The organism is Rickettsia canadensis str. McKiel, assembly GCF_000014345.1.
GTDB classification, from domain to species: domain Bacteria; phylum Pseudomonadota; class Alphaproteobacteria; order Rickettsiales; family Rickettsiaceae; genus Rickettsia; species Rickettsia canadensis.
The window spans coordinates 786624-808642 of record NC_009879.1 but is presented as its reverse complement, the minus strand read 5'-3'; the positions used below and the strand labels follow the sequence as shown (position 1 = coordinate 808642).

Genomic DNA, 22019 nt, shown 5'->3' with positions numbered 1-22019 from the left:
CATCATTGAACGTGTTTGTACAACATAGGGTCAAACCATGATATGACATTATTGGTCGGCATTAATATGAATTGTACCGCTTTTTAAAGCTTTAAAGTGTTTTTGAATCTCTTCTTCTGTTCCGTAAACTGCAACGGCTCCATCCTGTAATATTAGAATTTTATCAACAACGGATAATACGGAAGGTCTATGTGAAATTACAAGAACTGTTATTCCTTTAAGTTTTGCTTGTTTTAAGGCATTTGCAAGCGCAACTTCACCTGCCTCATCTAAATTAGCGTTAGGCTCATCTAAAATGATGAGTTTTGGGTTTCCGTAAAAAGCTCTAGCAAGTCCGATACGCTGTCTCTGTCCGCCTGATAGATTAGAGCCTGCGGGACCGATATCAGAATCATAACCATCGGGAAATCTTAATATCATCTCATGAGCACCAGCTATTTTAGCTGCTTCAATAACTTTTTGTGGATCGGCATTTTCTTCCATTCTAGCTATATTTTGTTTAATACTACCGCTAAAAAGTTCTATTCCTTGAGGCAGATAGCCAACATGTCTACCAAAATCTTCTCTATTCCAACGATAAATTTCAGCACTATCTAAACGTACGGAACCTGATGACTCTTTCCATACCCCGACTATGATTTTAGCTAAAGTTGATTTTCCTGTAGCTGAAGGACCAATAATAGCTAAAATTTCGCCTGATTGTACTGCAAAACTAATGCCTTTTAAGATATATTTCGGTACAGGAGGTTGAGGTAAATATTTTGGTATAGGGTGAGCATAATAAACATTTTCAACGGTAAGATGGCCCTCAACGTTCGGAATTGGCATTGCTGCATTTCTAGAAGTATAAGTATTAAATAAATTATTAATATTTTTATATGATTTGATAGCACCGCTCATGCTTTTCCATAACTCAATAGCATTATCGAAAGGAGCAAGAGCTCTACCAACTATAATAGAACTCATAATCATATTACCGGGAGTCATATCTGCACTGTGAGATTTTACAACAATGTAAGCACCGACACCGGTAACAGCCATTTGCATTATGTTACGGATAAACCTTGAAAAGTTAGAAATAACACCGTTACGATAGCTAGCAACCGATTGCTTATTAAGGGCTGATATATTAAATTTATGCCAATTTTTTGTTACATTCTTCATCATTCCCATTGCTTCAATTGCTTCTGCATTTCTGTTTGCAATATCAGCTTGGGTCATGCCTTTTATCGAAAATTCGGTAGCTTCACCGAGCATTTTATTAGTAGCTACTGCGTTAAAGAAAGCGGTTGAAACTATGATAATTGTACCAAAAATGGTAATAAGACCGATATATGGATGAATTGAAAAAATAACCGCAATATAGATGAGACTCCATGGGGCATCGAATAAAGTATTAATGCCAGTACTTGTTAGGAATGTTTTGACGGATTGAAAATCACGTAATAATTGGCTAGAACCCATATTTGCTCGTGTTGCAGCTGCAGAAATTGAAGTAGCAAAAATCACGGGGGCTACTGTTCTATCAAGCCATTCTCCTACCTTTATAAGTGTAAAAGAACGAGCAATTTGTAGTAATCCGTAAACAAAATAAATATATGCGATTATCATCGATAAAAATAATAATGTTTGTAGATTACCGCTCCCAAGCACTCTATCGAGCACTTGTAGTGAGTAAAGAGGAGTAATTAACATTAGTAAGTTAATTACAAAAGCAAACCAAAAGACTATCCAAAAAGCTGTTCTACATTCGCTTAATGCTATTACTAACGGGGTTTGTTTATTTAAATTATTATTTTTATTATCCATATTAGTTTTATTATTATAAATAAGTATTAATTAGTGCTTCAGCAATTTGGACACTGTTTAAAGCGGCTCCTTTACGTAAGTTATCACATGTGATCCATAAATTTAGCGTATTAGGTCTACTTGCGTCATTTCTAATGCGTGAGACATATACTGCATCTTCACCTACCACTTCAACAGGTGAGATATAAGCAAGGTTGTTATTATTAGAAATTGTAACAATACCGTCAGCATCTTCTAGTATTTCTTCAGCGATGTTAGCGTCCATTTTGTCGCTAAATTCTATATTCACGGATATAGAATGACCTATAAATACCGGTACTCTGACAGAAGTAACGCTAGCTTTAAAGTGATCACCTATAATTTTGTTTAGTTCAAAAGCAATTTTTGCTTCTTCACTTGTATAGCCATCTTTATTTAAATCGCCTATATGAGGAAATAGATTAAATGCAATCTGTTTTGGAAACTTTGTAGGATCGTTATCTCCAAAAACATATTTAGCTTTCGTTTGGTTGTATAGTTCATCCATTCCTGCTTTACCTGCTCCTGATACCGATTGATAAGTAGATATCACTACTCTTTTAATCTTTATTTCATTATCTAGTGGTTTTAATGCTACTGCAAGCGGAATTACGATACAGTTAGGGTTAGCTATGATATTTTTAGTATTAAACTCTTTGAGTGTTGCTAAATTAACTTCAGGTACAATTAATGGTACTTGATTGTCAACTCTAAAAAGTGAAGATTTGTCGATAACTACACAATTACTAGCAGTAGCTTTCGGTATAAATTCTTTTGCGACTTCTGAACTGGCACAAAAAAAAGCAATATCTAACCCTTGAAAATCTAAATTTTTTAGACTATTAACTTGTAGTATTTTTTCTCCAAAACTTACTTCCTGTCCAAGAGAGCTATCTGAAGCTATAGCATGAATTTTATTAATGGGGACATTACGCTCAGCTAGAATATTTAGAGTTTCACGCCCTACATTTCCTGTAGCTCCAATTACTGCAATATTGTATTTTTTAGTCATTTTTATTTATTAATCCGATGAGTTTTTTGCCGCCGATAATATGAAAGTGAAAATGAAAAATAGTTTGTCCTGATTTCTCCCCTTTGTTAGTTATTAAACGATAACCGTCTTTATCTAAACCTGCTTCATTTGCTATATCAGAAATTTTAGCAAAAAAATGTTTTATTTCATCTATGGAAGCTTTAGAGATAAAATCAGCATAATCTATATATTCATTTTTAGGTATAACGATAATATGCACAGGTGCTACAGGTGCTATATCTTTAAATGCTAAAATTTGTTCGTCTTCGTAAATTATTGCTGCCGGAAGGTTTTTATCTATAATTTTAGCAAAAACATTTTCTTTATTGTACATCATTTACTCCTGTTAAAGGCTTGATTGCATGGACGAATGTCATTCTCTTGCAGGGGGAAATCCAAAATAACCTTAATACTAGCACAGAAATTACACATTAATTGACAAAATAAAGCAAAAAATAAGTTGTTTATAGGTTTTAGCTTTTGCAGGAATGACATTTAAGGGCATTTTCCTATTCATATAACAACACTCCTATTAAATGAGTATATTACGTTTTAGAAATTTTAATTCAGCTTCAATGCTAGAATTTGCAACTATAATATCTTCTAGTCGGTAATTATTTCTTTTTAAATAATTCTCTCTAATGTCTGAAGCAAAAAAGCCGAAACCTAATATTACGACTATCTTAAATGTAAACGTTAACTCTTCAATATTGATTGCTGTAATAATTATATTTGCTAATGTAGCAATAGCAAATACTAACCACATTTTATGGTATAAAGCCCACAATATGTTTAAAAGAGCAGCTGTCCATGAAAAGCTTTCTTCAATAACAATAAAATTATTATTTTTGTGTGTAGAGTTAATATATATTGTGTATATATGCATTATTTAAGTTTAAGTCTTGAAAATTCAAGGGACAATAATTAATTAAGTTGGATTAGTCAAGTATACTCGTTTACCTACTAATCCCTTTATCAGGAGTATATAATTTATTCTAATACTATGGATATAGTACTTAATTAACAACTTAATATCAATAAATTTTATATTATGTCAGACAATTTAGCCTTACATGGCACTACAATACTTTGTTTAAAAAAGAACGAAGACATCATTATAGCAGCAGATGGACAAGTCTCTCATGGTAATACGATATTAAAGTCTAGTGCTAGGAAACTACGGACTATAGCCAACAATAAAATTATTGCCGGTTTTGCAGGGTCTACGGCTGATGGGCTTGCTTTATTTGAAAAACTTGAAGCAAAAATAGAGAAATATTCGTATAATCTACTTAGAAGTGCAGTTGAACTTGCAAAAGATTGGCGTAGCGATAAATATTTACGACGACTTGAAGCAATGATGATTGTTGCCGATCGTAGTCATATATTAATTTTAACTGGTAACGGTGACGTTGTGGAACCTGAAAATAATGTTGCGGCAATCGGTTCAGGCGGTTTATTTGCACTATCTGCTGCTCGTGCCCTAATGTCTTGTGAGAATAATTTAACTGCTGAAGAAATTGCTTTAAAATCTATGAATATAGCTGCAGATTTGTGTGTATTTTCTAATCGTAATATTATAATGGAAAAAGTTGTATGAAAGCTACTAAAATTACTTATAAAAAAGACCCTATGGGTCTTACCCCTGCTCAAATAGTTAATGAACTTAATAGATTTATCGTAGGTCAAGAAAAGGCCAAAAAAGCTGTTGCTATTGCACTGAGAAATCGTTGTCGTCGTAAAAGAGTAGAAGGTAATTTGCGTAATGAAATAGTACCGAAAAATATTTTAATGATCGGTTCAACCGGAGTTGGTAAAACGGAAATAGCTAGAAGGCTTGCAAAGCTCACTAATTCTCCTTTCTATAAGATAGAGGCAACTAAATTTACTGAAGTTGGGTATGTAGGGCGTGATGTAGAATCAATAATTCGTGATTTAGTTGAAATAGCCGTTAATACTGAAAAAACTTTAGCAAAAACAGAAGTAGATATTAATGCCCGTGAAAAAGCAATAGAGAGGATATTAGATAGTTTGGTAGGTAAAACTTCTAGTAGTGAGACTCGAGAAAAGTTCAAAGAAAAAGTCTTAAACGGTGAACTTAACGATACGGAAATCGAAATTAGCGTTGCTGATACTGCACCTATTGGTGGTGGAAGTTTTGAAATACCGGGCATGCCTGGATCATCAATGGGTGTGCTTAATCTTGGCGATATGATTGGACGAGCGCTTGGCAGCAGTAAGACTAAAACAAAAAAAATGCTAGTTAAAGAGGCTATGGCTATTATTATACCTGAGGAATTAGAAAAATTAATAGACCAAGAAAAAATTATTCAGCAAGCTATCACTTTAGCTGAAAATGACGGTATAGTTTTTATTGATGAAATTGATAAAATAGCTTCTGCTCCTAGTTCCGGTGCAAAAAATGCCGAAATAAGTAGAGAGGGAGTGCAAAGAGATTTATTACCTTTGATAGAAGGGACGACAGTTAATACTAAGTATGGACAGGTTAAAACCGATCATATATTATTTATTGCTTCCGGTGCTTTTCATATTGCCAAACCTTCTGATTTATTACCAGAGTTACAAGGCAGGTTACCGATTAGAGTAGAATTAAATTCGTTAACTAAAGATGATATGATTAAGATATTGCTTGAACCTGAAACTAGTTTAATAAAGCAATATTCGGCGTTAATAGGTACTGAAGACGTGCATCTTGAATTTACTGCTTCTGCTATTGAGAAGATAGCGGATTATGCTATTACCGTTAATTTAGAAGTTGAAGATATAGGGGCTAGAAGACTGCATACTATACTTGAGAATTTGCTTGAGGATATAAGCTTTGAAGCTAGCGAAATGAAAGGCAAAAAAATAACTATCGATGATCAATTCGTAGAAAATCAATTATCAAAAATAATAACTAATCTTGACCTAGCTAAGTTTATTTTATAATATGCTTTTTTGATTAATAATTGAGATAAGATTGTTGTATGGCTCTTTTCTCTGCTACCACGTGGCTTGACCACGAGTTCTAGTGAACAATACTAAAATTATTAGTATTATAAGTTATTTTGCTGGATACTGTGGTTCAAGCCACGCTATGATATGCTTAGAAGTCTTTGAGAGTCATACAAAAATACTTACAAGATTGCAGGATAGCATTTTAAGAAAAATTTCATGCTAATTCATATGGCTAGTCTAACGTTTGATAGAATTGATATTATCGATGTTAACGTACAGGTATAAATATCACCTGGTACTCCTGTTTTTTATAGTAGGGGTGATAAAACTATAGATGGAGTAAAGAACGAGTTAAAGAGACATTATTTTCTATATAGTCCTTGGACTACCTAATAAAAAGATTTTAATAAGCTCTGGCAGATTTAGTAATGGATGGAAGTCATTTCGATCTTGCAGTTGTCTCCTCAATACTTACCGCAATGAATATTTTACCGGAGCTTGAAATATCGGAATATTTGATAATAGGAGAATTATAGTTAGAAGGTTCAATCTTACCGGTAAGTAGAGCTTTGCCGGTAAACGAGTGCTTTTGCTAGAGGTAAAGGACTTATTTGTTCAAGTAAACACAGCTCGGCAGTTGCTTGGTCGGGTAACGATAATATACTTGTTGCATTGGACTAGTAAATGTCTCACACAAGTTTTAACTACTCCAGAAGCTAAGCTGCAAGATAAGTCGATAAATTATCCTGATTTTAAAGATATAAAAGGTCAAAAAATTGCTAAAAGAGCTTTAGAAATTGTAGCATCAAAATGGTATAATCTTTTAATGTTTGGTCCTCCTGGAACCAGTAAATCAAGTCTTGCTGGCTATATTCCAAGTATTTTATCTAAAATGTCTATACAAGAAATTTTAGAATGCAGCACGATTACAAGTATTGCCGGAAAATTGTTATTGATGCATTAAGACAGCCTATGGAAAACGGTGAAACTAATCTCAAGATCAAACGCCCATATAAAATATCCTTGTAAATGCAGTTATTTAGGTGATTCTTATAAAGATATGTATAAAATCCAAAATATGTTAGCGACTATCAAATGCAAGTATCAGGGCCTATTATTGGTAGATTGGATTTGCATATAGAAGTATCTAGTATTAATGTTTATATGATCTCATTACTTATAATTCTGAAGAAAATTCTAGGGATATAGCTGCAAGAGTTAAGACAATGCGTTTGATTCAATATAAGAGATATGAGGGTTATAATATTAAAACAAATAACAGATTAGGCGGTCAGTTTGTCAGTTATTAATAGATTATACGCTATACCGCCTGTGGATGAAGGAAGAGATTTACTGAATGAAAATAAATTTTGTTTATCAATGCGGGCTTATTTATAATCAAATACTTAGAGTAGCAGGTACAATTGCTGATCTTGAGAATGCCGATAAGGTCTTGAACATGCATATTGCTGGAAGCTTTGAGTTACCGTTAAATGTAATTTAATAATATATGATTAGATAGAAAAATATGAGTACTACTAATAAGTTTTGATTATGCTATAAAATATTTGCTTAAGGATAAAGGTGATTACAAGATAGTTGAAGGATTTATTTCAGCAATACTTAAGGATACAGGTTATAGCGGATATTTGAGCATAATATCTGTTCCATTATTTGATGATATTATAAGAAATGAGTTAGATGAATGGGTTGTATTATAGTAAAGCATTCTGAAGTTAAGAAATATTTTAAATCACCTTATATGAAGAAAGTTGCAAATTGACTTTAATATACTTAAGGTTACGTCTAAGAGGCATATAGCTTATCGAGTGTATATTTAATAAAAGCTTTAAAGAACGTGATTATATAGCTTCTACTGAGAAGAAAAAGGTAGAGAACAAGGGATAGCAAGAAGCATAGAAGAAGGTAAAAAAGAAGGGAAAGTGATACAAAGTATAAACATAGCAAAAAAGATATTAATTAAAAAAAGATCAATAGAAGAAATACATGAGATTACTGAATTATCTATAAAAGCAATAGAGCAATTACAAGCAGAAATTGAAAACCTTCAAAAATAACTATCTTCACAATTAGAATTCTTAAACACAATGGCAAAAATTTACTTTATAGCTGGTGAGATGTCAGGAGATTTTATCGGTGGACGCATAATTCAGCATTTAAAAAACAATACAGGAGTACAGTTTGTTGGTGTTGGAAGTAAATATATGGAAGAAGCCGGTAGCTTTAAAAGCTTATTTCCTATATCTGCAATAAATTTAATAGGTTTTGTAGAAATTTTACCTCATATTTTAAAGCTTAAGAAATTAATTGATAAAACTGTGGAGGATATAATAAATAGTAAAGCTGATTTGTTGATTACCATAGATTCACCCGGGTTTACTTATCGTGTTGCAAAGCAGGTAAGAAAACTTTTACCAAAGCTGAAAATGATTCATATAGTTGCTCCGTCAGTATGGGCATATAAAGAGGGTAGAGCAATAAAATACGCTAAAATTTATGATTGTTTATTTGCTGTATTACCGTTTGAATCTCCATATTTTACTAAAGTAGGGCTTGATTGTAGATATATAGGTCATCCGATTATGGAGCAAGAGTTTTATAGTGATAAAATAGCTTTACGTAAAGAGTTTAAAATAGATGAGAATGAAAAAGTTCTATGTGTTACTCTTGGCAGTAGAAGAGGAGAGATTCTAAGGCATTTACCGGTTTTTATTGCTTCAATAGAAGAAATATTTGAGAGTTGTAAGAATCTTAAAGTGATATTTACTCTTGTAAATCCTGCTAATGAGGTAATAATAAAACCATTTTTAGAAAATGTTAAGTTTAATTATTTGTTTTCAAGTGAAAGACTTAAAACGTATGCTCTCTCTGATTTGGCTCTAGCAAAATCCGGTACTAATACTTTAGAAATAGCTGCTTCTGGTACCCCTATGATTGTAGCATATAAGGTTAATATTTTAAGTTTTCTTATTATTAGAGCATTAATAAAAATAAAATATGTTACGTTGATAAATATTATAGCCGGTAGCGAAATAATTCCAGAATTTATACAACATAATTGTCGTGCTACTCTTATTAGTAATAAGCTTCAAGAGTTATTGTTTAGTTCTAAAAAAGCTTATAAACAGGTAATAGAAAGCCAAAAAATCTTACAAAAATTAAGATTTAAATCAAATCAATTACCTTCTTATATAGCTGCAGAAATTATTAAACAGGAGTTCTTAGAACCTAAAATAAAGTTGTAAAAAGAGAAAGTTTAGTACTTAAACCATTAGTCCATAACATTTTTTTAATTATAATAAACATTAATATTAATATAATAATAAAATATATTTCCATGTTTTTTCTTATAGTATTAATTTGTTTCATTAAAGTTTTTAAATCATTGGAAATTTTTTTGTAGTCCTCATTGTTATCAGAACGCATTGTTGTCAAGAAACCGGATAAGTATCCTAACTTATTTTGTAAAGCTTTTAACCTTTCAGTATGCTCTTCGTGTTTGAGATGGGTATTGTGATCTTGTATCATAATATAATGCACATTATACAGTATTAACGCCGGTATAGTAATATGAACTATGAATTATATTTTTTGTTTGTAATAAAAATTTCAACTTTTCATTTCATAGTAGTATACTATTATTATAGTAAATTGGTTTGCGTTATTAATTTTGTTGCTCCATTGGTTATCTAGTTTTAATATTTTAATTACTAAATATTAAAATTGATTTATTTAGCAAAAACTATTTAACTTCAACCAGACTTTAAGTTAGCTTTACTATATGTTATTTCAAATGTCAAGAAAAAACCATATTTCGTGGTATAAAAAATATAGTCGTTATGTTAAAAGATCTATTAAAAACTAAACTTTTTTTAGTTATAGTATCTCTAATTGTATTTATTACTTTACTAAATTTTAGTATATTTTATCTTTTTGTGCCTGGTAATCTTACTCAAAATAAAACGATAATTATTGAACCTAAATTATCTATAAATCAAATAGTTACAAAACTGTATCTTAATGAGGTAATTAAATATCCAAGAATTTTTACAGTAATTGCTAAAATTTATTCTATAAAAAACCCTCTTAAAAGTGGTGAATATGTGTTTACACGTAATATATCACCTTTGCAAACTTTAAGAATATTAGCAAGCGGTCAATCTATAATACACAAGATAATTGTGCCGGAAGGTACGGTCGTTAGTGAGGTTATAAAGAAAATTAATGAAGAAAGTCGATTACTTGGAGAAATAAAAGGTATAATACCGGAAGGTTTTTTAATGCCTGCAACGTATTTTTTTTCTTATGGAGATCAAAAAGAACACATAATCGATCAAATGAGAAATTTAATGTCTGCTAATTTAGATAAGGTAATGCAAAATCTTCCACCGGATTCTCCATTAAAAACTAGACTTGAGGTATTAACTCTAGCTTCTATAGTGGAAAAAGAAGCCGGCTCAAATGCAGAAAAGCCTATTATAGCAGCAGTATTCATTAATCGTTTAAAGAAAAATATGAAGCTACAAGCTGATCCGACTACTATATATGCTTTGACTAAGGGAAAATTTAAATTAGCAAGAGCTTTAACAAAAAAAGATTTATTGCAAGAACTGCCATATAATACTTACTATATTAAAGGTTTACCGCCGGGTCCGATTTCGTGTCCTTCATTAAAATCTTTAGAAGCAGTAGTAAAACCTGCTAAAACAGATGCCTTGTTCTTTGTAGTTGGCGGTAAAGGAAGGCATAATTTTTCCAATAACCTTAATGATCATAATAGATTTGTTGAAAGTTATCGAAAAAGTTTGATGAAAATGCCTGAGCCGGAAATTGACCATGACAAATGATATATATACTGATTATGAATATTATGAATAACGCCGAATTTAGTAAAATAGCCGAAACAACAATTGCATATATAGTAGAAAAGATAGAAGAGCAAGATAAAGAAGCGAGTATAGACGTAGATTTACAAGGTGATATATTAAATCTTGATACTGATAAAGGTATATATGTAATAAATAAACAAAGTGCAGCTAAAGAAATTTGGTTATCGTCGCCGGTTAGTGGTCCTTATCACTTTTTTTATGAACAAGGAAAATGGAGAAATAGAGCAGGGCTTGAATTAATAATTATTTTGGCTGATGAGCTTGGTATTGATTTTAGTAATATAAAGTAAAAACCTTATAAAAATTGTGCAACTGCTGATAGTGCATTAAAAGTTAATGATTTAATAATAAAAAATGCATCTTCTAATACTTTAATATTTCTTGATATAGACGATATATTATCCCCTAAATCAAAAACTTTTAGAGCAGTACCTTATAATCAACTGATTGATAGAATTAAGGAAAGTAAAAGTAATTATGATAATTATGAAGAAATTGTTAGTAATTGGAGCCTACAGCGAAATGTAATATTAATTAATGAAGAGTAGGTAGAAGTTTTAAATGATCTAAAAGCAAATTATCGAGTTTATGATCTTACACAGATGAATACCGGAGAATTTGGTATGCTTTCTATGTAAGATTGGTGATATAAAGGATTAAAAGAACTTGGTATAGAGTTTTCTGATAGTAAAGCATTGGTAGCTTATAATTCGGGACAATATTTTTTATACAGGGATATTTATAACGGGTAATCATTCAAAAAGTTGAAATAGAAATAATCAGTGTTATGGATGGTGAAGTTATTTTAGATTTACCTTATGCATGGGCAAGTGCTTCATATTATGAATAATGTTAAGCTTGAATATCCGATTGGATAGTTACAGTTTAGAAATCGCAATGGGAATCAAACTATTTTAAATACAGGAAAAATCAATATTATTTGTTTAAGTTATGAGATATACCAAAAAACTTGCAATCGTTCAAACGTCTGCGAAACAATCATTAGACATAATGCATGTACCGGGTTATAGGCTTTTTACCTTACCACGAAGGTATTAATGATAAAATGGAGTTTAATATTGAATGGAATAATATTTCTGATAGCTGGAAAGCAATATCAGATTATGGTATCAGTAAATCCTTTAAATTTAAAGTTCAAAAGGAAGAGCTATTTAGTACTTTGTATGTAGCAGGGTACAAAATTGTTTATAAGAAAAATCCGGTATATCTTTTTTTGCAAGGTTAGTTTGATTTAACGGATAAGGAAATTATCTATTCTCTTAATAAAATTATTAAAAAGGATAGCGGGTATTTTTTAGTGATAATGATTTTTCTTATTACCTAATAAGTTTAATTGAGGGTGATAACTCTCAGCATATGGGCAGAACAGGTTTAACAAATAGTTTTACTGCCTTTATTCCAAAAGGTTTAGATAAATATCGTTATATCACTCTACTTTAAAAGTACTTTTTGTAAAGATCATGGTATAAAGAAATTACCTTATTATCGTGGGTTTGTTTTTATACTTTATTTAGATAATCTCATTAAAGATAGTAATAAGAGTAAATTGTTAGATAATATTATGCTTGATTTATTTATAACCTCAAAAAAGCAAGAATTTTCAAGAAATTATTTAAAAAAAATAGTTAAAAATTATGTTCCAAAAGCGATAGATAAAGCAATAAACAAATATATAGAATAAAGCAAAACTATAGATCTAACTGACATAGCTCTCAAGTTCTGCCGATTGAGAAAGTAAAAATGGGCGTATATGATCGTGGTTTTAATCGAGATGCTTTAGTCAATAATGATACAATAAAGAATATTGACACAAATAGTAACACTTAATAAAGCAGGTTTGTAAAATGGTGATATAGTCGTACGTTATGGCTTTCCTGATAGGTAATGATCCTGATCAGATTATTATAATCAAAACCACTATAAGGTGAGTTTAAATTTAGACCTGACAGTGCTGATATATATACAGATTCAAGCCTAATCTAGCTAAAGAAGATAAGCAAAAAATTAAAAAGTTTTTTAATGACTAAATATTACTCCACTTTAATATATTATTAATTTCCTAATCATTTATTAATAATATCCATTAACATAATCTAACATTTAATTTGTGTCACAATTTAATTTTAAGAGGAAATGGTTTCAAAAAACTATACGGGATTACAAACCTCAAAAAAACATCTAGCTATTTTGATAGTGCTGCAATTTATTTACAAAATGTTAACAAAGATGAAGCAGATTGCACAACATATGCTAACTCAGCAATAATATATGTTACTAATAATAGTGATGAACGGTACAAAATTTGTAGGTTCGACCTTGCTTCTGATGTAAGCAGTGCTAATGTTCAAGCAATGGTAGCTGGTCTTGAGAGTATTGCTTACTATAACACTTCCGGTTCTTATTAGGGCTTTGACTGTCGGAGCAATTTTAATTTTGCCGTCTGATTCTATCGAATGTGTAAAAATACAGTAAAAGTAGGGCTAACTGTAGGATATGTAGCTTGTGAAACTGTGGAAGGTTTAGTAGAAGGAACAGCAGACATAATTGCTCTTATTGTTGATAATATTCTACAGTGATAGAGCAGAACTTGCCGGTGCTATTAATACCAATATGATACAGTATTACTAAAATTCTTGTCATACTAAAGCGTCATTGTACCTAGGCATTCGCTTTGTTGCATAGATCGAAAAATGTGCTCTAGGTCATACTGTGGCTTGACCACTGTATCTAAAAAATAATTTAAAACACTAATGATTTTTTTAATGGATCCTGCGATCAAGGCGCGGGATGACATATGTGGAATCGATCCATACAACAATGCCTACATGAAATGACATAGAATCCACACAACCAAGTACTTGTAAGGGAATTATGTTAATCGTTTTATTATCTCTTTCCGATCGATCAAAGGTAATATTCCTGCGATTTCCGGTCCTGATTCTCTACCGGTTAAAGCAAGGCGAAGAGGTAAAAATAACTCCTTACCTTTCCTGCTTGTTATATTTGTTATTTCTTTAGTCCAAATGCGCCAGCTATCTTTAGTAATTTCACCTTGTGGTAACAACTCTGCTGCTTGCTTTAAATATTCCTTATCTAAATTTAGATTTTCTACATTTGGAGTTTGATTGCAAATATCCCACCAATCTTTTACATCACGTAATTTTTGCAAGTTAGGTCTTACCGATAACCAAAAATTTTCATCAATATACGTGGCATCTATTTCTTTGAGGCGCTCTTTTACTTCATCAAAATCTACACTGATAAGTAATTTATGATTTAATCTTACTAAATCTTCCGGCTGATACATAGTCGGGCTTTTAGAGAAATTACTTATCTCAAACTGCGTTGCTAATTCATCCATGTTTTTATAAGGCAAGATTTGTGATGAAGAACCAAGTAAACTAAAAAAGCTGGCAATTGCCATAGCTTCAAGCCCAATTTGTTTCCTAAGAGTTGCAATCTCAAATCCTCCTATTCTTTTAGAAATTTTCTCGTCTTTATTGATTATTAAACTCAAATGCCCAAAAACCGGCGGAATCTTATTTAAAGCTTCAAACATCTGAATTTGAATAGCAGTGTTGCCAACATGATCTTCCCCTCTAATAATATGTGTAATATCATAATCGATATCATCAATAACCGAGCAAAGCATATAGGTCATACTACCGTCAGCTCTTATCACTATTGGGTCGCTTAAAGCTTTGCCATCATATTTAACCTCGCCTTTAATCATATCATGCCAGCTAATCAGCTCATGATTTACCAAAAATCTATAATGCGGTTTCCTTCCTTGTTCTATATATTTCTTTATTTGTTCTGTCGTTAAATTTAAACTAGCTCGGTCATAAATCGGCGGTAATCCTTTAGATAATTGAACTTTACGTTTTAGCTCTAGCTCTTCAGGAGTTTCATAGCAGGTATATAATCTTTTTTTGTCTAATAATAGCTTTTTGATTACATCATATCTACTTAAACGGCTTAATTGGTTAAATGTTTGATCCCAATTAATTTTTAAAAATTTTAGATCTTCTTCTATAGCGTTTTTATATTCTTGTTTGCTACGCTCTAAATCCGTATCATCAAACCTCAAGATAAACTGCCCGTTATGCTTCTTTGCATATAGCCAGTTAAGTAGTGCTACTCTAATATTACCAACATGTAACATGCCAGTCGGTGACGGAGCAAATCGTGTTATAACTTTTGTCATTATTTGTAGTATTTAAATTATTAAAATACATATGTCATACCATAGCGTGTCTTGACCACACGGTATCAAAAAAATAACTTAATGGATATCCTCTGCGATCAAGTTAGCTAGGATGACATTAGAGGTACTGGATATCCTGTGGTTAAGCCACGGTATGACACTGATCACGCTTGTTTCTTTTCTAATTTTGTCTTATTGTCTTCGATTAGCTGTATTGCCTCATCTAAGCTTAAATTTAGAAAATCATATTTCTTTGGGATTGAAATAAACTTACCAATATATTTTATGTAAGGACCAAATTTACCGTATCCTATCATAATTTCCTCGTGAGTATCCTTATGAGTACCAATTTTAAGCGGTAAGCTTAGAAGCTTTAATGCTATATCAAGTGTGATATCGCTTTGGTTCAGGCTAGCAGGTACGGGGCTACGTTTCAGTTTTACTGTACCTTCATGTTCTCCGCGTTGAATATAAGGTCCGTAAGGTCCTTTTTTCAGATATATTTCTATTCCATCTTTATCGGTGCCTAAAACTTTATTCTCCTCATTAGGAGTAGTAGAAAGCTTATCCTCATTCTCGTTATTATTGTTACCGCTAACAATAGATTTTCTAAAAGTACATTTAGGGTAATTGTTACATGCTAAAAACGCTCCAAATTTACCGAGCTTTAAACTAAGTTCACCTGTTTTACATGAAGGACAAGCTTTGGATTCTTGATTCTCACCAAACAAGTGATAATCAAGGGCTTTCTGTACATAGCTAATAATCTCAGTTATTTTTTGTTCGTTTACCGATTTAATATTATGGTTAAAACCACTCCAAAAATTACTTAAGGCAGATTTCCATTCAAGCTTGCCGGCTGCTATTTCATCTAATTCATTTTCAAGACCTGCGGTAAAGTCATATTCTACATATTTTTTGAAAAAACCAACTAAAAATACTGTTACCAAACGTCCCAGCTCTTCAGGCATAAAACGTTTTTTCTTAAGAGAAACGTATTTTCGATCTTGTAAAACTGATAAAATAGTAGCATAGGTGGATGGGCGACCGATCCCAAGCTCTTCAAGTTTTTTCACTAAGCTTGCTTCCGAATATCTTGGAGGCGGTTCTGTAAAATGCTGATTTGGAATAATTTCTTTAGTGTTTAGTTGCTCATTTTCTTTTAAAAGCGGCAGCATCTTATTTTCTTCCTCTGCTTCATCGTCTACACTTTCACGATAAACCTTATAAAATCCATCAAAGGCTATAGTTGATCCATTTGCTTTTGCCAAATATTCTTTATTTTCTGAAGCTAAATTTGCAACTACCAAATCCATTATAACATTTTCCATTTGGCAGGCTATAGTTCTTTTCCAAATTAGTTCATAGAGTTTATAATAGTCTTTTGCTAGTTTTTCTTTTAAGCTATCAGGAGTATACGTTATATTTGTCGGTCTTATCGCTTCATGAGCTTCTTGAGCATTTTTTACTGTGGACTTATAAATTCTAGGGCTACTCGGTAAATATTTATCGCCATAATTTTTATCGATTAACTTACGTATATCTGCTACTGCATCATTTGATAATGTAACACCGTCGGTTCTCATATAGGTAATAAGCCCTATAGTTTCTTTACCTATGTCAACCCCCTCATAAAGTTTTTGTGCTATTTGCATAGTCTTTTTAGCACTAAAACCTAATTTCCGTGCTGCTTCTTGTTGTAGCGATGAAGTAATAAAAGGAGGTTGCGGTTGACGTTTCTGTTGTTTCTTTTCTATCTGATCGATATGAAAATTTTGAGACTTTAATTTTTTGGTTAAATCTTTTGCATCTTTTTTATTAGTAATTGAGAATCTTTCTAGTTTTTGATTGTTTATATGAGTTAATTTAGCAGTAAATAGTTCGTTATTACTATTTTGCATTTTAAGGCTAATATCCCAATATTCTTCGGCCTTAAAACGCTCTATTTCATCTTCTCGCTCACATATTAATCGCAGAGCCACAGATTGTACACGTCCTGCTGATTTACATCCGGGTAACTTACGCCATAAAAGAGGTGAAAGGGTAAAGCCGACTAAATAGTCTAAAGCTCTTCTTGCTTGTTGAGCATTTACTAAATTAGTGTCAAGTTTTCTAGGGTTCTCAACGGCATGAATAATTGCTTTTTGAGTGATTTCATTAAAGGCTACCCTTTTGAAAAAATCAGCGGCTTTAACCTTATTTTTTTCTTTTATTACCTCTGCAACATGCCATGAGATAGATTCACCCTCACGATCCGGATCGGTTGCAAGATATACCGCATCGGCTTTTTGCGCATCTTTAACTATTGCGTCTACATATTTACTGGCTTTGTCTGAAATGTCATATTTTATTGCAAAATTTTCATCAGGTAATACTGATCCTTTCTTAGAAGGTAAATCTCTTATATGACCGAATGATGCAATAACCTTAAACTCGTCACCTAAATATTTATTTATTGTTTTTGCCTTTGCCGGCGATTCTACTATTACTAATTTCATCTACTTATTATAAACTAATGAGATTTTATTACCGGTATGGTGTACCACTTTACCGGTGAGTTCTAATTCTAATATTACCGTGTATATAATAGGAAGCAGTAATTCTATTTTTTTTTGTAAATACTCAAAATTAATAGGTACTGCTAATAATCGTTCCAATATAACAGCACACTCTTTTTGTGACGGTTCTTTTAGATGTGTCGTATCTAGTTTTTTAAAATTAGCACCCATTTTAATAAAATCGTTATATGACCACCTCATCATCTTTTTAAATTGTCATATTATGGTAAATTAGCTACAATATCGTCTGCTGATTCCACTAAATATGCTCCTTCTCTAATTAATTTATTTGTCCCTTGATATCTTGGATCTAAAGGGAACACTGAAACGGCAAATATTTCTCTTTTGTTCAAGTGCAAATTTTGCAGTTATTAACGAACCTGATTTTAAGCTTCTACTACTATTACTCCTAGGCTAGTCCTGATATTATTCTATTACGTTGTGGCAAATGTTTGCCAAGTAGTGTAGAGCCGATAGGTAATTCAGCTAATATTAAACCTTCTTCAGCTAAACTTTCAAATAATTTTTTATTTTCCAGTGGATATATATATGATCAATACCACCTGCAATCACTCCGATAGTAGTGATATAATCTTGATCTACTAAACAAGTAGCAATTTTATGAGCAAAATTTCTTGCGTTTGCAGAAGCATTTCTTGTTCCTACTATTATAGCATTTATTATGATTTAATAACTCTATATTGTCTTTATAGCTTAATACCAGCGGAAGATCATAAATTTCAAGTAATAATTTTGAATATTCCGGAGATTTATATGTGATGACCTTAGCATTATTTAGGGTTATTTGATATAATTTAGTGTCATCCTGTGACTTAAACGTGGGATCTCAGGACACAGTATGTGATACAAGATCCCGGGTCAAGGCCATATGGGGGTGACATAAATTAAGAGCAACTATAATTTCTCTGCATGTGAGCTTAAATAATGTGCTATACCCTCGTGTGATGGAGTAATTGCTTCTTCACCTTTATGCCAACCAGCAGGACAAACTTCACCGTGTTTTTGATGATGAGCTAAAGCCTCGATTACTTTTAACGTATAATTGATATCACGACCGATAGGCAAGTCGTTAACTAGCATATGACGTACTATGAAATCCTTATCAATTAAAAAAGTTCCACGCAAAGCAACCCCATCTTCATTAAGTACGTTATATTTTGAAGAAATATCTTTTTTTATATCGGAAACCATAGGAAATTGAATTTGTCCAAGCCCTCCTTTATTATGCGGAGTATTTTTCCAAGCTAAATGGCTAAAATGAGAATCAACGCTAACAGCTACTACTTTAGTAAGTCTTTCGGTAAATTCACCAAGCTTATTGTGAAATGCTATAATTTCCGATGGACAAACAAAAGTAAAATCTAGGGGGTAAAAAAATAACACTATATTATCTCCTGCAGCATAATCGCTAAGTTTAAACTTATCGTCTATATTATTATTAGGCATAATAGCTTTAGCCGTAAAATCTGGAGCAGTTTTGCCGACAAATACTGACATATTCATAACCTTTTATTAATTGATAATCTGATATGATATATAAAACTAATTATTATTACAATAATAAATCTTTATAAATTGTTACTTATTTATTTTCTTTTCTGAAGAAGCTTTTAATTGGTTAAATATAGTTAACGCTCCGGTTACAAAACTACCAGGTTCTGAAAGATTTGCAGGTAAAATTACAGTGTTAGCATCTTTAGCTAAATTACCAAATGCACTGATATATTGTTCGGCTATTTTAAGAGCTACCGCATCACTTCCTCCTGTTTTTTGTACTGCTGCTGCAACAATCTCAATACTATTTGCCGTAGCAGTAGCTACTAAGCCTATTGCTTCAGCTTCACCTTTTGCTCTGTTAACTTGATCTGTATAAGAAGCTTCTGAATTCAGTACGATTTGTGCTTTTTCACCTTCTGCATGGTTAATTTTTGCTTGTCTATTACCTTCTGATTCTAGAATTTGGGCTCGCTTTTGACGCTCGGCTGCTACTTGTAATTCCATAGCTTTAAGTATAGATTGCGGTGGCTGTATATCTTTAATTTCATAACGCATGCATTGTATACCCCAATTTATAGCAGCTTGGTTAATTGCTGACACTATAGCAATATTTAATGCTTCACGCTCTTCAAAAGTTCTATCCAAAGGTAATTTACCGATTTCTGAACGCATGGTAGTTTGGGCAAGTTGTGTTATGGCATAGTAAGGATTATTCACACCGTAAGAAGCTGCCGTTGGATCAATAATTTTGACATATAAAACGCCATCAATGGATAGTGTCACGTTATCGTTTGAAATAGCAGTTTGTGCATTAACATCTATTGCTTCTTCTTTTAAAGTATGTTTGTATGCTACTCTTTGAATGACGGGTATTAGTAAATTTAAACCAGGCTGTAGTACCTTATCAAATTTTCCAAGTTTTTCGACTACCCATGCTTGTTGTTGTGGTACAACTTTAACCATTTGTATTATAACTAAAATCGCTATAATACTAAAAATTAATAATGCGTATTCCATATTTGATACCTTTTTTTATTTTTTACTTTATATTATTTTTGATTATAAAAAAAGCATTTAAGTCAAAAAAATATCTAAAAATATTATTATATTTAATTATATTTTTTTATCAATAAAATGGGTTTTAATTACTTTGAGTAAAGAAAGAATACTTGAATATTCTTCAAGTTTCATTTATATCTTTAATCTTATTAAAGCACTATTAAAATCTTCTTGTAATAAATAAGTTTCTGTAGCTTTATTTTGTTCTAATGTTTTAAGTAAAATATTTTGTAACAATCTATAATATATAGTCTTCTAGTTTAGATGAAAAATAATAATTAGTGAGATCTTAATTTATATATTAATTTTTAAATAATTCAATAATTTTTAACTAGATTTACATATACTTAAGTCTTTATCTATTATGTCGGAATCTATATTTAAACAATCAAGGATTGAGTGAAATACATAATCATGGCTAATTTCGGTATTAGCATAATTTTTAATTGAAGATACTGATTTAGGATATTTTGCTTTAAAATCATCTGATACCCAAACTATAAGTGGTACGGTTACTTGTTCTGTAAGTAGCGGACCTCCATGTCCATAATAGCCGTCTTCTCCTAGTGATTCACCGTGATCCGATACATATAATAAAAATGCATTTTTATTTTTAAGTAGATCTATTAAATTAGATAAAAAAAAATCGGTATATAAAATAGAGTTATCATAGCTATTAACTAAAGCAAGCTTATCGCAATCGCTCGCATCACCCTTCACCTTAATAGGACAGGTAGGGGTAAAATACTCAAATTCTTTAGGATATCTCGCATTATAGTTCCAGTGACTTCCTGAGGTGTGAACTACTAAAAATTGTTTTTCTGAATTTGTTATTATTTCTTTTATAAAAGGCAATATTTTTTCATCATGATCATTTAGAGAGAATAGGGCAGAGCCACCCGGTACTATAGTAAAATTAACGTCATTGTAGATATTACTGAGATCAAAATTTGCAAAACTCCTCATTAAAGTTTGAGTGCCGATCCAAGTAGTATTAAAGCCAAGGTTTGTTAAAATTGATAAAAAGCTGTTCTCTTGTCTACTATTTTCAATTTGACTTGCAGGATAACGTGAAAGTAACGATGGTACAGAAATATAGGTAAGGTTAGAAGAAGATTTAGCTTTAAAAGAAATTAGGTTTTGAACAGTTTTTAAGTAAGGAGTCGTATCTCTTGCATAACCGTTAATACCGAAATGATCAAATCTTGCCGATTCTCCTATAACTAAAACGCCTATAATATCGTCGTCAGAGTTATCTCTAAAATCATATTGATTGCTAATATCTATACATGCATAATTTTTATTACCAAAATTTCCGGCAAAATTAAGATAAGTATTATGTAAATACTGAACAGGAAAATAATTTTTTAGTATCTTAAATGAAGGAGTAATAATATTATATACAAAAATCAGTACACAAGTGGCAGATAATAGTTTTGTTACGAATGATTTAGAATTTTCGGCAGTGAAAGATTTGATGGTATAAAAACAGGTAAAAAGGCAAAAAATTATCCATATTATTAACTTAATGCTGGTTAATTCGTAAACTTCGTTTAAATCAGTTGAGAAAAAACTACCTATTACTTGTTTAGTAGGATTTATTTTGAAAAAATAAATGTAATAACTAGTAATAGCGGATGTTATAAATAAAAATCCTGTGCCGATTTTTAACACTAATCTATGTACGTTAAGACCAAAAAATGCTATAAAAACAAATATATAAATATAACAAAAATCTTTTGATAATTCTAATATCCCTCTAAAGATCGTTGCTTTATAATAAGCAAATTTATAAATCAATATTGCGGTATTAAATAACAAACAATAAATAAAGGCTAAAATTGCCGATAATTTAATTAATTTCGTATCTAAATGTTTTTGAATAATTTTTAGCATATAAAACATAATATAAGTAAATTTAATAACTA

25 protein-coding genes are annotated in these 22019 nt (G+C 31.4%); 12 read left to right on the top strand and 13 right to left on the bottom strand.

Annotated elements, in window-relative coordinates; all coding sequences use genetic code 11:
• Positions 1-48: 48 nt before the first annotated feature.
• The 4 genes from A1E_RS03530 to A1E_RS03515 all read right to left on the bottom strand — a co-directional run bounded on the left by A1E_RS03530 (position 49) and on the right by A1E_RS03515 (position 3746).
• Positions 49-1809: a type I secretion system permease/ATPase gene (locus A1E_RS03530; RefSeq protein ID WP_012148915.1), complete on the bottom strand. Its 1761-nt coding sequence runs from the start codon at positions 1807-1809 to the stop codon at positions 49-51.
• Between the two features lie 13 nt (positions 1810-1822).
• Positions 1823-2839, bottom strand: a complete 1017-nt coding sequence (asd, locus tag A1E_RS03525) for an aspartate-semialdehyde dehydrogenase (protein ID WP_012148914.1) — start codon at positions 2837-2839, stop codon at positions 1823-1825.
• Positions 2832-3194: an HIT domain-containing protein gene (locus tag A1E_RS03520; protein WP_012148913.1), complete on the bottom strand. Its 363-nt coding sequence runs from the start codon at positions 3192-3194 to the stop codon at positions 2832-2834. Before A1E_RS03520 ends, asd begins: the two co-directional genes overlap by 8 nt.
• Before the next feature lie 198 nt (positions 3195-3392).
• On the bottom strand, positions 3393-3746 hold the full coding sequence (locus tag A1E_RS03515) for a DUF2628 domain-containing protein (protein ID WP_012148912.1): 354 nt from the start codon (positions 3744-3746) through the stop codon (positions 3393-3395).
• A gap of 165 nt (positions 3747-3911) precedes the next feature.
• On the opposite strand from A1E_RS03515, the gene hslV reads away from it, so the two are divergent.
• The 6 genes from hslV to lpxB all read left to right on the top strand — a co-directional run bounded on the left by hslV (position 3912) and on the right by lpxB (position 9084).
• Entirely contained in the window at positions 3912-4460 is a 549-nt protein-coding gene (gene hslV / locus A1E_RS03510) for an ATP-dependent protease subunit HslV (protein WP_012148911.1), read from the top strand.
• The gene (gene hslU, locus A1E_RS03505; protein WP_012148910.1) at positions 4457-5809 is read left to right on the top strand and encodes an ATP-dependent protease ATPase subunit HslU; all 1353 of its coding nucleotides are present in this window, start codon (positions 4457-4459) and stop codon (positions 5807-5809) included. Before hslV ends, hslU begins: the two co-directional genes overlap by 4 nt.
• A gap of 598 nt (positions 5810-6407) precedes the next feature.
• The gene (locus tag A1E_RS03495) at positions 6408-6782 is read left to right on the top strand and encodes an ATP-binding protein (protein ID WP_231259261.1); all 375 of its coding nucleotides are present in this window, start codon (positions 6408-6410) and stop codon (positions 6780-6782) included.
• A gap of 393 nt (positions 6783-7175) precedes the next feature.
• Positions 7176-7322 carry a magnesium chelatase subunit ChlI family protein gene (locus A1E_RS06915; RefSeq protein WP_012148907.1) on the top strand — a complete coding sequence of 49 codons (147 nt, stop codon included), beginning with the start codon at positions 7176-7178 and terminating at the stop codon, positions 7320-7322.
• Between the two features lie 439 nt (positions 7323-7761).
• A complete protein-coding gene (locus tag A1E_RS03490; RefSeq protein WP_012148905.1) occupies positions 7762-7896 on the top strand; it encodes a hypothetical protein in 135 nt (44 codons plus the stop codon).
• Between the two features lie 30 nt (positions 7897-7926).
• A complete protein-coding gene (lpxB, locus tag A1E_RS03485; protein ID WP_012148904.1) occupies positions 7927-9084 on the top strand; it encodes a lipid-A-disaccharide synthase in 1158 nt (385 codons plus the stop codon).
• Here lpxB and A1E_RS03480 read toward each other — a convergent pair.
• On the bottom strand, positions 9068-9367 hold the full coding sequence (locus A1E_RS03480) for a hypothetical protein (RefSeq protein ID WP_012148903.1): 300 nt from the start codon (positions 9365-9367) through the stop codon (positions 9068-9070). The genes lpxB and A1E_RS03480 overlap by 17 nt on opposite strands.
• 311 nt (positions 9368-9678) lie before the next feature.
• On the opposite strand from A1E_RS03480, the gene mltG reads away from it, so the two are divergent.
• The 6 genes from mltG (at position 9679) to A1E_RS07170 (ending at position 13325) form a co-directional block, all read left to right on the top strand.
• A complete protein-coding gene (gene mltG, locus A1E_RS03475) occupies positions 9679-10686 on the top strand; it encodes an endolytic transglycosylase MltG (RefSeq protein ID WP_012148902.1) in 1008 nt (335 codons plus the stop codon).
• 23 nt (positions 10687-10709) lie between these two features.
• Positions 10710-11018: an iron donor protein CyaY gene (cyaY, locus tag A1E_RS03470; protein WP_041405286.1), complete on the top strand. Its 309-nt coding sequence runs from the start codon at positions 10710-10712 to the stop codon at positions 11016-11018.
• Positions 11019-11743: 725 nt separating this feature from the next.
• Positions 11744-11974, top strand: a complete 231-nt coding sequence (locus tag A1E_RS06910) for a hypothetical protein (protein ID WP_012148900.1) — start codon at positions 11744-11746, stop codon at positions 11972-11974.
• 321 nt (positions 11975-12295) lie between these two features.
• Positions 12296-12430: a hypothetical protein gene (locus A1E_RS07175; protein ID WP_012148899.1), complete on the top strand. Its 135-nt coding sequence runs from the start codon at positions 12296-12298 to the stop codon at positions 12428-12430.
• 424 nt (positions 12431-12854) lie between these two features.
• Positions 12855-13154, top strand: a complete 300-nt coding sequence (locus A1E_RS03455) for a hypothetical protein (RefSeq protein WP_012148898.1) — start codon at positions 12855-12857, stop codon at positions 13152-13154.
• 48 nt (positions 13155-13202) lie between these two features.
• Complete coding sequence (locus A1E_RS07170; RefSeq protein ID WP_012148897.1) at positions 13203-13325, top strand: hypothetical protein; 123 nt, start codon at positions 13203-13205, stop codon at positions 13323-13325.
• Positions 13326-13618: 293 nt separating this feature from the next.
• Here the strand turns inward: A1E_RS07170 and gltX are convergent, their stop codons facing one another.
• The 8 genes from gltX to A1E_RS03425 all read right to left on the bottom strand — a co-directional run bounded on the left by gltX (position 13619) and on the right by A1E_RS03425 (position 21987).
• Positions 13619-14956: a glutamate--tRNA ligase gene (gene gltX, locus A1E_RS03450; RefSeq protein ID WP_012148896.1), complete on the bottom strand. Its 1338-nt coding sequence runs from the start codon at positions 14954-14956 to the stop codon at positions 13619-13621.
• A gap of 164 nt (positions 14957-15120) precedes the next feature.
• Positions 15121-17454: a type I DNA topoisomerase gene (gene topA / locus A1E_RS03445; protein WP_012148895.1), complete on the bottom strand. Its 2334-nt coding sequence runs from the start codon at positions 17452-17454 to the stop codon at positions 15121-15123.
• Positions 17455-17718: a DprA-like winged helix domain-containing protein gene (locus A1E_RS06905; RefSeq protein ID WP_231259259.1), complete on the bottom strand. Its 264-nt coding sequence runs from the start codon at positions 17716-17718 to the stop codon at positions 17455-17457. It abuts the gene before it with no gap.
• A gap of 17 nt (positions 17719-17735) precedes the next feature.
• Positions 17736-17867 carry a hypothetical protein gene (locus A1E_RS07165; RefSeq protein WP_269146068.1) on the bottom strand — a complete coding sequence of 44 codons (132 nt, stop codon included), beginning with the start codon at positions 17865-17867 and terminating at the stop codon, positions 17736-17738.
• Positions 17868-17923: 56 nt separating this feature from the next.
• Positions 17924-18007, bottom strand: a complete 84-nt coding sequence (locus A1E_RS06900; protein ID WP_231259276.1) for a DNA-protecting protein DprA — start codon at positions 18005-18007, stop codon at positions 17924-17926.
• Between the two features lie 422 nt (positions 18008-18429).
• Positions 18430-19032, bottom strand: coding sequence for a peroxiredoxin (locus A1E_RS03435; RefSeq protein ID WP_012148894.1), 603 nt, complete (start codon positions 19030-19032; stop codon positions 18430-18432).
• An 81-nt stretch (positions 19033-19113) separates the two neighbouring features.
• On the bottom strand, positions 19114-20049 hold the full coding sequence (locus A1E_RS03430; RefSeq protein ID WP_012148893.1) for an SPFH domain-containing protein: 936 nt from the start codon (positions 20047-20049) through the stop codon (positions 19114-19116).
• A 369-nt stretch (positions 20050-20418) separates the two neighbouring features.
• The gene (locus A1E_RS03425; RefSeq protein WP_041405285.1) at positions 20419-21987 is read right to left on the bottom strand and encodes a phosphoethanolamine transferase; all 1569 of its coding nucleotides are present in this window, start codon (positions 21985-21987) and stop codon (positions 20419-20421) included.
• Positions 21988-22019: the final 32 nt, after the last annotated feature.

Coding starts and splice junctions, on each gene's coding strand:
- A1E_RS06915 (WP_012148907.1), top strand. CDS start 7,176: ATGAAAATAAATTTTGTTTATCAATGCGGGCTTATTTATAATCAAATA.
- lpxB (WP_012148904.1), top strand. CDS start 7,927: ATGGCAAAAATTTACTTTATAGCTGGTGAGATGTCAGGAGATTTTATC.
- A1E_RS06910 (WP_012148900.1), top strand. CDS start 11,744: ATGTACCGGGTTATAGGCTTTTTACCTTACCACGAAGGTATTAATGAT.
- mltG (WP_012148902.1), top strand. CDS start 9,679: ATGTTAAAAGATCTATTAAAAACTAAACTTTTTTTAGTTATAGTATCT.
- A1E_RS03530 (WP_012148915.1), bottom strand. CDS start 1,809: ATGGATAATAAAAATAATAATTTAAATAAACAAACCCCGTTAGTAATA.
- asd (WP_012148914.1), bottom strand. CDS start 2,839: ATGACTAAAAAATACAATATTGCAGTAATTGGAGCTACAGGAAATGTA.
- A1E_RS06905 (WP_231259259.1), bottom strand. CDS start 17,718: ATGATGAGGTGGTCATATAACGATTTTATTAAAATGGGTGCTAATTTT.
- cyaY (WP_041405286.1), top strand. CDS start 10,710: ATGAATAACGCCGAATTTAGTAAAATAGCCGAAACAACAATTGCATAT.
- hslU (WP_012148910.1), top strand. CDS start 4,457: ATGAAAGCTACTAAAATTACTTATAAAAAAGACCCTATGGGTCTTACC.
- gltX (WP_012148896.1), bottom strand. CDS start 14,956: ATGACAAAAGTTATAACACGATTTGCTCCGTCACCGACTGGCATGTTA.
- A1E_RS03425 (WP_041405285.1), bottom strand. CDS start 21,987: ATGCTAAAAATTATTCAAAAACATTTAGATACGAAATTAATTAAATTA.
- topA (WP_012148895.1), bottom strand. CDS start 17,454: ATGAAATTAGTAATAGTAGAATCGCCGGCAAAGGCAAAAACAATAAAT.
- A1E_RS03430 (WP_012148893.1), bottom strand. CDS start 20,049: ATGGAATACGCATTATTAATTTTTAGTATTATAGCGATTTTAGTTATA.
- A1E_RS03520 (WP_012148913.1), bottom strand. CDS start 3,194: ATGTACAATAAAGAAAATGTTTTTGCTAAAATTATAGATAAAAACCTT.
- hslV (WP_012148911.1), top strand. CDS start 3,912: ATGTCAGACAATTTAGCCTTACATGGCACTACAATACTTTGTTTAAAA.
- A1E_RS07170 (WP_012148897.1), top strand. CDS start 13,203: ATGTGTAAAAATACAGTAAAAGTAGGGCTAACTGTAGGATATGTAGCT.
- A1E_RS03480 (WP_012148903.1), bottom strand. CDS start 9,367: ATGATACAAGATCACAATACCCATCTCAAACACGAAGAGCATACTGAA.
- A1E_RS03515 (WP_012148912.1), bottom strand. CDS start 3,746: ATGCATATATACACAATATATATTAACTCTACACACAAAAATAATAAT.
- A1E_RS03435 (WP_012148894.1), bottom strand. CDS start 19,032: ATGTCAGTATTTGTCGGCAAAACTGCTCCAGATTTTACGGCTAAAGCT.